Here is a 14,146-nt window from a genome sequence, read left to right on the forward strand (position 1 = left end):
TTAAAAACCCGTTTTCACAAAGACATCCTGTGGATAACTCTGTGCAAAACTTTTAAAGTAGTGCGTTGTAAGTCCTTGATTGATGGTGGAGTCATCCTGTTTTTGGAAAATTTACTCACAGTAGGGAAGAATAATTTATTATATAAATCAATTAGATAGAGAATATCTGTTGGATTTATGAGACGCTTCGGGTCAGTAATTACTTACTTATCTAGCTGAGACCAAGTCCTAATAGGCTTCTGTGGATATTTATTGACTGTAAGCCCTGATGCTTGTGTAGAAAAAGAGAAAAAATGTCGGAAATATCAAGGGAAATCCTCAGTGTTGGCGATCTCAACCGTGCCATTGCAAGCTCTTTAGAGGAGCGCTTCGATACCGTTTGGGTGAGCGGTGAGATTTCTAATTTCAAGGCCTATGACAGTGGCCATTGGTACTTTTCCCTCAAGGATGAGGAGGGGCAGATCCGTTGCGTAATGTTCCGCGGCCGCAATGGACAGGTCGGATTTATGCCCCAATCGGGGGATTTGGTAGAAGTTGCTGCCAATCTGGGGTTTTATGTTCCGCGTGGGGACATTCAGCTGACGGTGCAAAGTATGCGCCGGGCTGGCATGGGCGGTCTTTATGAGGCCTTTTTAAAGCTCAAAGCCAAGCTCGCCAAAGAAGGTTTGTTTGATCTTGAAAATAAGCATTCTATTCCAACTCATCCGAGAGCAATTGGTATCGTGACTTCGCCGCAGGCAGCGGCCCTAAAGGATGTCTTAAGTACGCTTGCCAGAAGAGCGCCGCATATACCGATTGTGATTTATCCAACATTAGTCCAGGGACCAGATGCGCCAGCTGGAATTATTTCTGCACTAAAGGCTGCTGAAAAAGAAAATGTAGTCGATGTGCTTTTGCTGGTGCGAGGCGGTGGGAGTATTGAAGACCTATGGGCATTTAATGACGAGAAATTAGCTTATGCGATTGCACAGTCTTCTATTCCGATTGTGAGCGGTGTTGGTCATGAAACCGATGTCACGATAGCTGACTTTGTTGCTGACTTGCGTGCTCCCACGCCTACGGGCGCGGCAGAATTAGCCGCGCCACGCCGCGATCAAATGCTGCAAGAGCTAGATGCCATCATGCAAGCATTGTTGCAAAGAGTAAATCAACGAGTAGAGCGCGAAGCACAAACATTGGATCAACTGGCCTTGCGTCTTAGTCATGCCCTGCCTAACCCCGATCGCATGCGTGAGCAAATTGGTGGTTGGCAAAAGCGACTGAATCAAGCATGGTTGGTTGGGGTTGAGAATTGGAAGCGTGATCAAAGCCACTTCCAGTCTCAACTTGAAATGCTGAACCCGCAAAGAACTCTAGAGCGGGGTTATGCAGTCATCCTGAGTAAGGAAGAGCAAGCGATGCATGCAGTACGCAGCCCCAACGAACTCAATACAGAAAGCGTATTTGAAGTGCGTCTGGCGGAGGGGCGGGTCGAGGTTGAGTTTTCGAAGGTTAAAGAAAGTTAGCCTACTAATCTTGAGCCTGATTAATAGGCGCGCTCAAAAAATACTCCTGCTGGTACCTTAAAGCGTTTTGCCAAAGAATTAATTTGGCGTACATTAAGTTCGCGAGCGCCAGAAAGAATTTGAGAGATAACGCTTTGATTACCAACCTCAGGCAAATCAGATTGTTTAAGGCCATGCTGTTCCATTAAAAAAGAAAGAAGCTCTTGAGGTTTTGCATCTGGGACATCAAAGTGCTCCAGATCATAGGCTCGTATTAATTCGCTAGCCAGTTCAAATAAGTTTAGAAGAGGATGTTTTTTGGATGAGCCGATGACATCGTTCAACATATCTGCAAGTTCAACCATTTTCCGATATTGTTTTACAGAGTGAATCTGATGGGATTCATATCGCATTGCGATACCGCTTTTTTTTGGTGTAATTATTTAAAGAAAAATTTGATCACTTCGATATTAGGTAGCTACTGTAATTTCAATGTGGCATCCAAGAACTGTTGCGGCCGCTTCAATCTGATCAAACTTGGATGAGTGTTTTAAATCGAACAATCTGTCAATTTGAGGCATATGCCAGCCTAGACGACGTGCTAATTCGGCTTTCTTAATGCCTTGATCCATCATGGCTTGGTATACCCCTAGCTTTGCGGATTCAAGCGCGGATGGGGCGATTATTTTTTGTCCACGCTTTGCTTTGCTCGGCTTGGGCAGTGGCTTACGTGCATCGACATAAAACGACAGTCCAGTTTCAAGAGCATCAATAGCATTTTCCAGTGCCTCTTCTTCATTTTTACCAAAAGTAATAGCCTCCGGGATGTCCTTGAAGGTAACTAAAAGGTTGGCGCCATCTTTTGTTAGTGTTACTGGGTACTTAAACATATTGACCTTTATTTCAAGCCGAGTTGGCGTTTGATGGCTGCCTCAAGCCCCTTTCCAAGCTCCGTTGTGCCGTGCATAGGAAGGGTCGATTGACGACCACCTAAAAATACTTTTAAGTGGGAGCCCTTTCCAGGGAGGAAGGTGGCCCCTTGTAACTCAAGCCATTTCTTCATCTGTTTTGAGTTCATCTAAATATTAACAGATCTGTTGTGTTTTTGTTTGCGAAATAAAAATGAGGTTGCCCAAGAATTTGGACATCTAATATTGTCTAGGATTGGAGTAACCCACAAGTGAAGAGGGTTAGGGAGACCCTCTCAGTGAGGGTGTTACTAAAGGATATTGGGCTCGATATCGAGCCCAATCCCAAAATTATTTTGCACTTCTTCTTGAATGCTTTTTGCCAGATTGAGGATATCGGTCGATGTCCCGCCACCATGATTCACTAGCACCAGCGCTTGGTCTTCATAAACGCCCACAGGACCAACGCGTTTACCTTTAAAGCCGCATTGATCAATCAGCCATCCGGCCGCCAGCTTACGCATGCCAGGAATATCGGGGTAAGAGACTAGATTTGGAAATTTCTTGCTCAGTTGCTCGTATTGCTCGGTGCTGACAATCGGGTTTTGGAAAAAACTTCCCGCATTGCCAATGACCTTAGGGTCTGGCAATTTATTAGATCGGATAGTGCATACGGCATCGAAAATTTGTTTGGCACTTGGGCTGGAGCTTGACTCAGCAAATTGCTTTGCTAGATCGGCGTACTGTAATCGCGCTTGCCAAGCCTTAGAGATTTTAAAAACGACCTTTGTCACGATAAATCGATTGGGATTTTGTTTGAAGTAGCTATCGCGATAGGCAAACTGGCATGCCTCTTGCGAGAGGGTGACAAAGGCATGAGCCGAAGAATCAAATGCTTCGATGCTGTCGATGTATTCGCCGATTTCAACTCCGTATGCCCCAATGTTTTGAATCGGCGCTGCGCCAACCGTTCCTGGTATGAGAGCGAGGTTTTCTAATCCGGGTAAATTTTGATCAAGTGTCCAAGCAACAAACTCGTGCCAATTGACCCCAGCGCCCACGGAGAGCCATGAATATTCTTGATCGGACTGAATAATTTCTTGACCCAAAATATTGATCAGTAGAGTGGCTCCTGGCAAAGATTCTGGAAGAATTACATTGCTTCCGCCGCCTAATGCACGCCAAGTAAGTTTTTTATCTCCAAGCTCTTTCATGAGGGCTGGCAACTGATTCGCGGATGTGATCTCGTATGCCAATTCGGCCGTGGAATCCAGGCCAAAGCTATTCCGGTGCTTGAGTCCCAGATTACGGGTCAATTTTGCTGGTTTGGACGCATTTTTTGCGGAGTTCATGCCACAATCTTATTCGTGTTCAAGTTTCTGTTCGCAATTTATGCAAAAACTTGAAAAGTAACAATGCAATGATTGAATTTGCAGAATTGATTACCCAGCTTATTTAAGGAGTTTGAGATGCCCTCATTTGACGTAGTTTGTGAGCCAGACATGATTGAGTTGAAAAACGCAATTGAGCAATCTAACAAAGAAATTACTAATCGTTTTGACTTCAAAGGCTCCGATAGCCGAGTTGAGCAAAAGGATGAGACTTTGATCTTGTTTGGTGATGACGACTTTAAATTGGGTCAAGTTCGCGATGTGCTTTACGGCAAGATGGCTAAGCGCAATGTGGATGTGCGCTACCTCAAAGACGACAAAAAAGAGACTATCGGTAGCGATAAGCGCAAGCAAACTATGAAAATCCAAAAGGGTATTACTTCGGAATTGGCTAAAAAAGTAGTGCGCATCATTAAAGACAGCAAGATCAAAGTGCAGGCCAGCATTCAGGGTGATGCAGTGCGTGTAACGGGTACTAAGCGCGATGATTTGCAAGACACCATGGCAATGCTTAAGAAAGAAGTCAGCGAGGCTCCATTAGGCTTTAATAACTTCCGTGACTAATGTAGTTGTGCCGGCAATCCACCCAACTAGTCAAGAGGCCATTGAGCGCTTTTGTGACGCTTGTTGGCTGGAGGATGGCTTGGCACAAAACAGTTTGTCCGCCTATCGTCGAGACCTATTGCTCTTGGCTCAGTGGCTTCAAAAAGATTCCGGCACTGATCTCTATGGTGTGTCCGAAAAAGATCTCACTGCCTATATTGCGCATCGACGCGCAGATAAAGCAACCACTGCTAATCGTCGGCTGACGGTATTCAAACGATTTTATCGTCATGCTCTTCGCATGAACTTGGTGAAAACTGATCCTTGCATTGGTTTGCGTGCCGCAAAGCAAGCATTACGTTTCCCTAAGACTTTGAGCGAAGACCAGGTTACTGCCTTGCTGAATGCCCCTGATGTTGAGACATCATTAGGATTGCGTGATCGCACTATGTTGGAGTTGATGTATGCCAGCGGCTTACGGGTCTCCGAGATAGTGTCATTAAAGACGGTTGCCTTGGGATTAAATGAGGGTGTTATTCGGGTTGTGAATGGCAAAGGTGGTAAAGAGCGACTAGTGCCATTTGGTGGTGAAGCAGGACAGTGGTTGCGTCGCTATTTGGCTGATGCCAGAACGCCATTACTGGAAGGTAAGACTTCGGATGCGGTATTTGTTGGTCGTCATACGGGAACTGGTTTAACTCGTCAGGCATTTTGGGCTTTGATCAAGCGCTACGCAACCATTGCCAATATCCCCGTTGCCTTATCTCCGCATACCTTGCGTCATGCTTTTGCTACCCATTTACTCAATCATGGGGCTGATTTAAGAGTTGTACAGCTTCTCTTGGGCCATGCTGATATCTCGACTACTCAGATCTATACCCACGTCGCAAGGGAGCGCCTAAAGTCGATCCATCAGCAACATCATCCCAGGGGCGCCTAAGGCGTACTGACCCAGGCAATCATCAACAATACAATAAGTGTTTAAGATATCCCTATGAATGTAACTTTAGATCTATTGCTGATTCCGATTGCCTACTTGATTGGTTCAATCTCTTTTGCGGTAGTGGTGAGTAAGTGCATGCGTTTGCCTGACCCCCATTCTTATGGGTCTGGTAACCCAGGCGCAACCAATGTTCTCAGAACTGGTAATAAGCTAGCGGCTGTGCTCACTTTGATTGGCGATGCTTTAAAGGGCTACCTTGCAGTAATGTTGGCGAGAATATTGCTCGGCGATGAATCTTTGACATCGACACTCAATTCTTGGCTGTTATGTGGTGTGGTGATTGCTGTATTTTTGGGTCATTTATTCCCCATCTTCCATGGCTTTAAGGGTGGGAAGGGTGTTGCCACTGCTTGCGGTATTTTGTTTGGTATTAATTGGATTCTGGGTTTAGCTACTCTGGGTACCTGGATCATCGTAGCGGTGTTCATGCGCTACTCCTCCTTGGCTGCTTTAGCGGCTGCGGTCTTTGGCCCAATCTATTTTGTATTTTTGTTTGGCTTTCAGCCTATGGGCATTGCGCTGCTGGTAGTTTGTCTTCTCTTGATCTGGCGTCATCGTAGCAATATTCATAACCTTATGAATGGCAAAGAAAGTCGTATTGGTTCCAAGAAAAAAGGACAGTCATGACCATTGCTTATTGGTGTGTCTTGTTCATGGGAGTCTTTCCCTATGTAGCAACAGGAATTGCTAAAAAAGGTTTTGAGGGTTATGACAATGGCATGCCTAGGCAATGGCTAGCCAAGCAGACAGGATTTCGGGCCCGAGCCAATGCTGCCCAAGCCAACCTTTTTGAATCTCTTCCGCTTTTCTTTGCTGCGGTGATCATTGCATCTATAACCAACGCACCGCAAGGCAGGATTGATTTATTGGCAATTGGATTTGTTGCAGCCCGCATCGCTTATTTGATTTGCTATATAGCGGATTGGCCAACTACTCGATCCATTGTGTGGCTTGCTGGTTTAGCTTGTGCAGTTTTAATCTTCTTCCAGATTTAAAAGAACAAAAAGTAATTCATCAAATTCATCGAGACAATAAATAGATATGCCGACAAAAAAAACTCCTACAAAGACAGCTAGCATAGCCCCTGCTAAAAAAGTGACGAACGCAACACCCGCAAAGAAAACTACCAAGAAAGCCACTCCAAAAAAGAGTGATGCGGGTACACCATTGTCTGTAGTGATTCGTAGACGCATTGAGGCGCAAAAGGCGCGCTTTCATGCGAATGACAATATCTCTAAATTCATTCAGCCGGGTGAGTTAGAAGGCTTAGTAGATGAGGTTGCTGAAAAGATGCAGGCTGTTTTAGAGAGCTTGGTAATTGACACTGAGAGTGATCACAATACTAAGAACACTAGCCAACGTGTTGCAAAAATGTTTGTTAAGGAAGTGTTCAATGGTCGCTATATCGAGCAACCAACCCTCACAAAGTTCCCTAACGTCAGTCGCTTAAATGAGTTGATGATCATTGGCCCCATTACTGTTCGTAGCGCCTGCTCACATCATCTTTGTCCAATCATGGGACGTATTTGGATTGGCGTATTACCAAGCAAAGAGTCTGCACTCATTGGTCTGTCAAAGTACTCACGTTTAACTGAATGGGTCATGTGTCGTCCACAAATTCAGGAAGAGGCGGTAGTGGAGTTGGCAGATATGCTGGAGAAAAAAATTAAGCCGATTGGTGTAGCGATCGTGATGGATGCAGATCACTTCTGCATGCAGTGGCGCGGTGTTAAAGATCGTGATTCCAAGATGGTTAACAGCGTGATGCGTGGCGCATTCTTGAAGGACTCTAATTTGCGTAGAGAGTTCCTGTCCCTGCTTGACAAGAGATAGTCAAGAGTAGGCGCATGACACTTTCTAAATTAGGCCAATATCTGAGGGGAACTACCTTTTCATTTCTGGCTGCATCCATCCTCATCGGATGCTCTCTGTATCCGGATGAGAACACCGATCCGGCTAAAAATAATAAAGTGACTTTTCGCCAGGACGCCTTGGATTGCGCTCAATCCTATCCAGAATCAGGATCGGGCACCCATGTAAAACAGCGTATTGGCTGTATGAATCTCAAGGGTTGGCATTAGAAACTTGCAGTAAATTCAATTTGAGAACAATTCTCAAAAAAATAGTCATATAAATCAGATGCTTAGACTGACTATAGTCGACTAATTTGATCTGCTCTATGATCCACTCAGATGCAATCTTTGTTCCATTTCACTCTCTGGAGAACGTATGAAAAATAGTCGCCGCCAATTTATGATTTTGTCCGCTGCTGGTGCTTGCACCTTGGCTTTGAACGGTAAAGTTCAAGCTCAAGCAATGGTTGCCGAAACTGATCCACAAGCTGCTGCATTGGGCTACAAGGCAGATGCGTCTAAGGTTGATAAGGCTAAGTACGCTAAATATGCCGCTGGTCAACAGTGCGATAACTGCGCTCTTTACCAAGGTAAAGCCGGTTCTGCTTCTGGTGGTTGCTCATTATTCGGCGCTAAACAAGTTGCTGGCAAGGGCTGGTGCTCTGCTTACGCTAAGAAGGCTTAATGCCAAGTTAGTTGGGAGTTCAATAAAAAAGCTGCTTCGGCAGCTTTTTTATTGGGTCTTTGGATTTGCTTCAATTGAGCGCAAGTTTATGATTGCCTGGACAGATCATTAGAAAAAGCATGAGACATCAGTACAAGAACCTACTCAAGCGCTACTCCTTTTACCTGGGTGGTGATCAGCCACACGTGCCCTGGATTGAGAGAATTCGGTCCGTTATAGGGGCTTTTATTGGCCTGATGTTAGTGCTTACTGCTGCCAAGTTCCTTGGTGAGCTTAGTGGTCTTGATGAATGGCTCACGGCCTCTCTAGGCGCAAGTGCCTTACTGGTTTTTGCCTTGCCGCAGAGCCCCATGGCTCAACCTTGGGCAGTTATCGCCGGAAATACCCTCTCTGCATTGGTCGGAATTTCGGTAATTCACCTAACGAATGAGCCTCTTTTGGCAATGCCGCTAGCCGCTAGTCTATCTATTTTGGGCATGTTTGTTTTGCGTTGCCTGCACCCACCTGCAGCAGCAGTTGCTCTGATTGTGGTGCTGGGGCATGTCGTGCATTACCGCTATGCATTTTTCCCGGTTATGGTGGATTCGGTCTTATTGGTTTTGGCTGGGGCGGTTTACAGCAATTTAACCGGTAAACCATACCCCAATAGACCAAATTAATCTATTAAAAACAAGTGCTGATAATTATTTTTGCTTGGTGGCTGCAATCGAGATAATGCAGTCTTTGATGCCATAGTTGTGATGTTTGCCTGCGTTTTCTTTTTTCAGGGATTGAGCACACTCGATGACTGAGTTGCGAACATTAATTTTTGGGATGTTTCCGGCTGACATGTTGACTCCAATAGTTTTGGTTATAGATCCAGCATCCAAATACACTTTTTGCTAGCCATGCTGGGTTCAAGGGACGATTTATAACTATCACTTTCCTGCTTTGATTCTAATAAATTCTTTAAATCTGTGTAAATCCCAATAAAGCTAAATTGTGTTCATAAACCATTTAAAATCATCACTTATTCGCAAAAAGCATACAAAAAGCATAAGGGTTTTACTCACCACCACATGACCAACGCCATATCTACCATTTCGGTTATTCCAGTCATTCTGTGTGGCGGCTCTGGAACGCGTCTTTGGCCTTTATCTCGTTCAGGGTTCCCAAAGCAATTTTTAGTGCTTTCAGGTGATGACTCTAATCAGAGTTTGTTTCAACAAGCAATCCAACGTATCAATGCTATTGGCGGGCACCAGGGTGGAGCTAAAGACGCCTCTATTGAATTGGGTTCTACGCTGATCGTTACCAATGAAGAACATCGATTTTTGGCGCTAGACCAATTGCGAGAGTTAAAAGACATTTATGCGACTTTATTGCTGGAGTCGGTGGGCCGTAATACGGCGCCTGCTTTAACTTTGACTGCTTTTCAGGCGAACGATGCTGGTGAAATTGACCCTATTTTGGTGATCACTCCAGCCGATCAAACCATTCAAAATCAAGCGGCTTTTGTTAAGGCATTACAAGATTGTGTTGCCGTTGTGAATACCGATGACAGTAAACAAACGATTGCTATCTTAGGCATTACACCCACTGCACCAGAAACAGGTTATGGCTATATCAAGCGTAATGCCAAGATCGGCAGTCATGGTGAATACACTGTAGAGCGCTTTGTAGAAAAGCCCAATACTCAAACAGCGGAAACGTATTTGGCCGATGGCAACTATTTGTGGAATAGTGGTATGTTCGTGATGCGTGCGAGCACCTGGCTGTCTGCTTTAAAAGAATTTCGTCCAGATATCTTTGGGGCTACAGAAGCCGCCTGGGTTGCTAGAACTTCAGATGAAGCTGGGCAAACCAAATTCATTCGCCCTGATAAAGAAATCTTTCAAACCATTCCGAGCGAATCCATCGACTACGCGGTTATTGAGAAGTGCCCCGAGTCAAACAAGTTCAATGTCAAGATGGTTGAGCTCAATGCAGGTTGGAATGATCTAGGTGCTTGGGATGCCGTATGGCAAGTTGGCAAGCAAGATAAAAATGGCAACGTCACCAGTGGTGATGCTATAGCAAGTAATTCTAGGAACTCACTGATTCATTCAAGCAGTAGACTGGTCAGTGCTGTTGGTGTCGACAATCTCATTATTGTTGAAACCGCCGATGCGGTCTTAGTTGCTGACAGAAAAAATAGTCAAGACGTTAAACACATCGTCAATCAGCTCGAAGCTCAAAAGCGCGAAGAAAAGAATCTCCATCGCAAAGTGGCAAGACCTTGGGGTTGGTATGACAGTGTGGATGAGGGTGAGCGCTTTAAAGTAAAACGTATCCAAGTAAAACCTGGCGCAAGCCTCTCATTACAAATGCACCGCCACCGTGCAGAGCATTGGATTGTTGTTAAAGGTGTTGCAGAGATTACTAACGGCGATCAAGTGATCACTCTGATAGAAAATCAAAGTACTTACATCCCCCAGGGACAAACCCATCGTTTAGCAAATCCTGGTAATGACCCGCTAGAAATTATTGAAGTGCAGTCTGGTAGTTACTTGGGTGAAGATGACATTGTGCGCTTTGAGGACAGCTATGGCAGGAGCTCTCAATGACATCCCCAAAAGCCTCAGTCATTCTCCTGACCTATAACCAAGAGCAATTTGTTGAAGAAGCTTTTCTCAGTCTTTTAAATCAAGATATGGATGATCTTGAAATTGTTGTGAGTGACGATTGTTCTAGTGATGCCACTTGGAAAAAAATTCAGACGCTTGCTGATAGTTATCGGGGGTCCAAAAAGATCATTTTGTCTCGCAACCATAGCAATATTGGGATTGTTAGTAATTATGCGGCTGGCGTTCAGCAATCCTCTGGTGATTTAATATTTATGGCAGCCGGTGATGACATTTCATTACCAGAACGCTGCACTAAAACTATTCAATTCTGGTGTGACACTCGGCAGCGGTATGACTTGGTTGCTACAGATGCCTTTGATATGGGTTGTGACGGAACTATCTTAGGTTCCAAAAAGAGTGATGATTTGGAAGCCTGGACTATCGAGAAATGGTTTGAGCGACGCCCCTTCTTTTTTGGCGCAAGTCATATGGTTACCAGAAGGTTGCTTAATCTGGCGCCCTTAAATAGTGAATTGCTTTATGAGGATCAGTGCCTAGTCTTTAGGGCAATCTTGATGGGGGGAGCTATTCGTCTTCCAGAAAATTTGGTTTGCCATCGTCAGGGTGGGGTGACTCAGGTAACGGGGTTTAGGTTTGGTTATAGACGTTCGAGTATTCTTCGTGATGCAACTAATGAGCTTGCAGAAGTGCAACAATTTCTGGGTGATGCCACGCTCCTTGGAAAGCAGTTAATCATAGGGTCTTGGGTTATGGAGAGGGTGGCCTATCTCACTCCTATTACGAAACTATTTAAAGGACCGGTATCGCTCAAAGCTTTCAGAGAGTTCTGGCGTAATAAGGCAGTTCCTGTAGAGGATAAGCGCCGTTACTCACGATATTATTTTTTCTACCCAGCCCTTGCTGTTGCGCATGGAGTACGGGATTTTTTGCGTATACTAAGAGATAATTACTGATCTGTTCGAGTGCGGCAGACAAACTTATGATTATATTTATTGTTAACTATCATTTAATACTTTGCGCATTCAGTCCAAAGTTTATGCGTCGCTTTATCACGCCGAAAGTATTCAACAGGTGACATCTCGCCCCACTCAAAATCATGCTCGCGATCTATCTGGTCTACTTAAGATCACCTTGGTTAGTTTATTTGCATTTTTATGGGCCATTTGGATTCAGCCGCATACGATTGCCTTGCGTCAAATATTGTTAACATTTGGTTCCCTATTGGGTCTTTATGTTATGAGTCAGAACGGCGCCCTTTTTAAAACGAGATTAGCAATACCAATCTATTTAATTGGAATCCTGTTTGCCTGGATCACATTCCACCTATTTTTCTTGAGTCATCAATATGAGCTGCAACTAAAAGAGTATTTCACCATTTGGAAGCGGATTGCTTGGGGTGCACCATTCGCAATTGGCCTAGGTATCGCACTTAGTTGCCTATGTAATCATGAGACTATGCGTGAAGAGACTGTTGTGACTAGGAATAAAAAAGCTTGGTGGATTTTTTATGCGGGCATGGTTGCTCCAACGGCCATTTATTTAGCACGAACCTTATTAATGTTGTTGGCAGCCAAATTCGATTGGCAGTTACCAAATTTCGCAATGCATTTGCCTGCACCTTCAACTTGGCACATCACTAAAATGAGCGCTGTATTTTTTTGTTTACCTTCCTTAGCTCTAGCCTGTGGCCAATGCATTCGCTTGGTAAATCAAAAAACACCGCCCCCTTTTTTATTAAGCCTTCTCTATGTTGGCACTATTGTTGCTGTGCTGACTGTCTTTTATCTTGAAAACACTAAAAATGGTTTTGTATACTCAATAATTCTTATAGCTGTAACGTTGGTTAAAATCACCCTGATTAGAAAAGCTCGCTGGAGTTGGCGTGATAGTGCCATTATTTTTCTTGCAGTGGCTGGATTAACCTTTGTTGGGATGGCTCACCTAAAGCAAAATGATTCCTGGAAGACCCTAGCTGCCGACCTTAGAGTTGCTGGGCAACTGGAGGAGATTGATTCCTGGAAGTATTATGGATCCAGGGGTTATCCTATAAACGACTTAGGTAGAGAGGTGTCTCCAACGAATTACGAGCGTGCTACATGGGCTCAGGTGGTTACTGGAATGATAGGCGAGCTTCCCCTGGGTTATGGTCTGATATATAAATCATTTGGCTATTATGGCAAAGATAAGTGGCCTGACTCCATCTTATTTCAAGCGCATAGCGCTTGGCTTGATCTCACTTTAGGTATTGGCATTCCAGGGGTGCTTCTATTATTTCTCGCCGGAGTAGTGGCATTAAATAATGCCTTGCATGCGACGTATCGTTTTTGGGGTAATGCAGCCCTCTGGATCATTTCTAGTATTGCGCTTTTAATGACTACCACTGAGGTTTCTCAGTCCATTTATATTGATACGCTGGTGTTTATGATTTTATGGGTGGCAGGTTTGGGCTTAAATTGCCCTTTAAGATGCAAGGCCTCCTCAGCTCCTGCGTGTTCTAAGCCTTTCAGTTAGATGATAGTTTCTTTTTGGTGGAATTGAGATGATTGGCAGAAAAAAAGTAGCCTTGATTACAGGTATCACCGGCCAAGATGGGTCGTATTTGGCGGAATTCCTCTTGGAAAAAGGCTATATTGTTCATGGGATAAAACGCCGCGCCTCTTCTTTTAATACCGAGAGAATTGATCATCTTTATCAAGATCCCCACGTCAATCATCCGGATTTAATTCTCCATTATGGCGATTTAACTGATACCAGCAATCTGGTTCGCATTATTCAAGAATGTCAGCCTGATGAGTTATACAACTTGGGTGCACAGTCCCACGTAGCAGTCTCTTTTGAATCTCCAGAGTACACCGCCGATGTAGACGCAATGGGCCCCCTAAGAATGCTTGAGGCGATTCGTATTTTGGGTTTGGAAAAAAAGACCCGATTTTATCAAGCCTCCACTTCAGAGTTATATGGTTTAGTTCAAGAGTCTCCGCAGAAAGAGACTACTCCATTTTATCCGCGAAGTCCTTATGCGGTAGCTAAGATGTATGCCTATTGGATCACTGTAAATTACCGTGAGGCTTATGGTATCTATGCCTGCAATGGCATTTTATTTAATCATGAGTCTAAGCGCCGTGGAGAAACTTTTGTGACTCGAAAAGTAACTCGTGGTTTGGCTAATATTACTCAGGGCTTGGAGAAGTGCTTATATATGGGCAATATCGACGCGCTACGTGACTGGGGTCATGCAAAAGATTATGTCCGCATGCAATGGCTCATGCTCCAGCAAGATAAGCCAGAAGATTTTGTAATTGCCACTGGAGTGCAGTTTACTGTTCGTGAATTTATTACGCGTAGTGCCAAGGAGCTCGGTATTGAATTAAGGTTTGAAGGCGCCGCTGAAAATGAAAAGGCGATCGTGGCTTACATTGACGGCGATAGAGCGCCGGCCTTAAAGGTAGGTGATGTAATTGTGAGAATTGATCCGCGTTACTATCGACCTACAGAAGTCGAAACCCTTCTGGGTGACCCAGCGAAAGCCAAAGAAAAACTAGGCTGGAGCCCGGAAATTACGCTTGATCAAATGATCGTTGAAATGGTGGCTAACGACTTAGACCGGGCTAAGCAGCATGCATTACTTCATAAGCATGGTTACACGGTGGCTGTAGGTAAAGAGAGTTAATCG

At 44.5% G+C, this 14,146-nt stretch carries 18 protein-coding genes; 13 read left to right on the forward strand and 5 right to left on the reverse strand.

Annotation, left to right across the window (positions count from 1 at the left end):
• Nucleotides 1-293: 293 nt before the first annotated feature.
• The gene (gene xseA, locus ICN27_RS01600; protein WP_216268713.1) at nucleotides 294-1,505 is read left to right on the forward strand and encodes an exodeoxyribonuclease VII large subunit; all 1,212 of its coding nucleotides are present in this window, start codon (nucleotides 294-296) and stop codon (nucleotides 1,503-1,505) included.
• Between the two features lie 20 nt (nucleotides 1,506-1,525).
• Here the strand turns inward: xseA and ICN27_RS01605 are convergent, their stop codons facing one another.
• The 4 genes from ICN27_RS01605 to murB form a co-directional block, all read right to left on the reverse strand.
• A complete protein-coding gene (locus ICN27_RS01605; protein ID WP_216268714.1) occupies nucleotides 1,526-1,849 on the reverse strand; it encodes a type II toxin-antitoxin system HigA family antitoxin in 324 nt (107 codons plus the stop codon).
• A gap of 105 nt (nucleotides 1,850-1,954) precedes the next feature.
• Nucleotides 1,955-2,374: a type II toxin-antitoxin system HicB family antitoxin gene (locus ICN27_RS01610; protein WP_216268715.1), complete on the reverse strand. Its 420-nt coding sequence runs from the start codon at nucleotides 2,372-2,374 to the stop codon at nucleotides 1,955-1,957.
• Nucleotides 2,375-2,382: 8 nt separating this feature from the next.
• Nucleotides 2,383-2,562 (reverse strand): type II toxin-antitoxin system HicA family toxin, encoded by a 180-nt coding sequence (locus ICN27_RS01615; RefSeq protein ID WP_216268716.1) that lies wholly within the window; start codon nucleotides 2,560-2,562, stop codon nucleotides 2,383-2,385.
• Between the two features lie 141 nt (nucleotides 2,563-2,703).
• Nucleotides 2,704-3,744 (reverse strand): UDP-N-acetylmuramate dehydrogenase, encoded by a 1,041-nt coding sequence (gene murB / locus ICN27_RS01620; protein WP_216268717.1) that lies wholly within the window; start codon nucleotides 3,742-3,744, stop codon nucleotides 2,704-2,706.
• Between the two features lie 117 nt (nucleotides 3,745-3,861).
• On the opposite strand from murB, the gene ICN27_RS01625 reads away from it, so the two are divergent.
• From ICN27_RS01625 to ICN27_RS01660, 8 genes are all read left to right on the forward strand, one after another.
• The gene (locus tag ICN27_RS01625; protein ID WP_216268718.1) at nucleotides 3,862-4,347 is read left to right on the forward strand and encodes a YajQ family cyclic di-GMP-binding protein; all 486 of its coding nucleotides are present in this window, start codon (nucleotides 3,862-3,864) and stop codon (nucleotides 4,345-4,347) included.
• Nucleotides 4,331-5,266: a site-specific tyrosine recombinase XerD gene (xerD, locus tag ICN27_RS01630; protein WP_370624478.1), complete on the forward strand. Its 936-nt coding sequence runs from the start codon at nucleotides 4,331-4,333 to the stop codon at nucleotides 5,264-5,266. The genes ICN27_RS01625 and xerD overlap by 17 nt, the downstream gene beginning before the upstream one ends.
• Before the next feature lie 54 nt (nucleotides 5,267-5,320).
• Nucleotides 5,321-5,956, forward strand: a complete 636-nt coding sequence (gene plsY, locus ICN27_RS01635; protein WP_216268720.1) for a glycerol-3-phosphate 1-O-acyltransferase PlsY — start codon at nucleotides 5,321-5,323, stop codon at nucleotides 5,954-5,956.
• On the forward strand, nucleotides 5,953-6,324 hold the full coding sequence (locus tag ICN27_RS01640) for an MAPEG family protein (RefSeq protein ID WP_216268721.1): 372 nt from the start codon (nucleotides 5,953-5,955) through the stop codon (nucleotides 6,322-6,324). Before plsY ends, ICN27_RS01640 begins: the two co-directional genes overlap by 4 nt.
• Nucleotides 6,325-6,370: 46 nt before the next feature.
• The gene (gene folE / locus ICN27_RS01645; RefSeq protein ID WP_216268722.1) at nucleotides 6,371-7,162 is read left to right on the forward strand and encodes a GTP cyclohydrolase I; all 792 of its coding nucleotides are present in this window, start codon (nucleotides 6,371-6,373) and stop codon (nucleotides 7,160-7,162) included.
• A 14-nt stretch (nucleotides 7,163-7,176) separates the two neighbouring features.
• Nucleotides 7,177-7,410, forward strand: coding sequence for a hypothetical protein (locus tag ICN27_RS01650; protein WP_255534930.1), 234 nt, complete (start codon nucleotides 7,177-7,179; stop codon nucleotides 7,408-7,410).
• 148 nt (nucleotides 7,411-7,558) lie between these two features.
• Nucleotides 7,559-7,867 (forward strand): high-potential iron-sulfur protein, encoded by a 309-nt coding sequence (locus ICN27_RS01655; RefSeq protein ID WP_216268723.1) that lies wholly within the window; start codon nucleotides 7,559-7,561, stop codon nucleotides 7,865-7,867.
• 119 nt (nucleotides 7,868-7,986) lie between these two features.
• The gene (locus ICN27_RS01660) at nucleotides 7,987-8,526 is read left to right on the forward strand and encodes an HPP family protein (RefSeq protein WP_216268724.1); all 540 of its coding nucleotides are present in this window, start codon (nucleotides 7,987-7,989) and stop codon (nucleotides 8,524-8,526) included.
• 24 nt (nucleotides 8,527-8,550) lie between these two features.
• Here ICN27_RS01660 and ICN27_RS01665 read toward each other — a convergent pair whose 3' ends face one another.
• Nucleotides 8,551-8,697, reverse strand: a complete 147-nt coding sequence (locus tag ICN27_RS01665) for a hypothetical protein (protein ID WP_216268725.1) — start codon at nucleotides 8,695-8,697, stop codon at nucleotides 8,551-8,553.
• 228 nt (nucleotides 8,698-8,925) lie between these two features.
• Here ICN27_RS01665 and ICN27_RS01670 point away from each other — a divergent pair, with 228 nt between their 5' ends.
• From ICN27_RS01670 to gmd, 4 genes are all read left to right on the forward strand, one after another.
• Complete coding sequence (locus ICN27_RS01670; RefSeq protein ID WP_216268726.1) at nucleotides 8,926-10,452, forward strand: mannose-1-phosphate guanylyltransferase/mannose-6-phosphate isomerase; 1,527 nt, start codon at nucleotides 8,926-8,928, stop codon at nucleotides 10,450-10,452.
• On the forward strand, nucleotides 10,449-11,426 hold the full coding sequence (locus tag ICN27_RS01675; RefSeq protein WP_216268727.1) for a glycosyltransferase: 978 nt from the start codon (nucleotides 10,449-10,451) through the stop codon (nucleotides 11,424-11,426). The genes ICN27_RS01670 and ICN27_RS01675 overlap by 4 nt, the downstream gene beginning before the upstream one ends.
• 118 nt (nucleotides 11,427-11,544) lie before the next feature.
• The gene (locus ICN27_RS10475) at nucleotides 11,545-12,984 is read left to right on the forward strand and encodes an O-antigen ligase family protein (RefSeq protein WP_216268728.1); all 1,440 of its coding nucleotides are present in this window, start codon (nucleotides 11,545-11,547) and stop codon (nucleotides 12,982-12,984) included.
• Between the two features lie 28 nt (nucleotides 12,985-13,012).
• A complete protein-coding gene (gene gmd, locus ICN27_RS01685; protein WP_216268729.1) occupies nucleotides 13,013-14,143 on the forward strand; it encodes a GDP-mannose 4,6-dehydratase in 1,131 nt (376 codons plus the stop codon).
• Nucleotides 14,144-14,146 lie beyond the last annotated feature (3 nt).

Origin of the sequence: Polynucleobacter sp. Nonnen-W13, assembly GCF_018881735.1 — a bacterium.
In the GTDB taxonomy this organism is placed as follows: domain Bacteria; phylum Pseudomonadota; class Gammaproteobacteria; order Burkholderiales; family Burkholderiaceae; genus Polynucleobacter.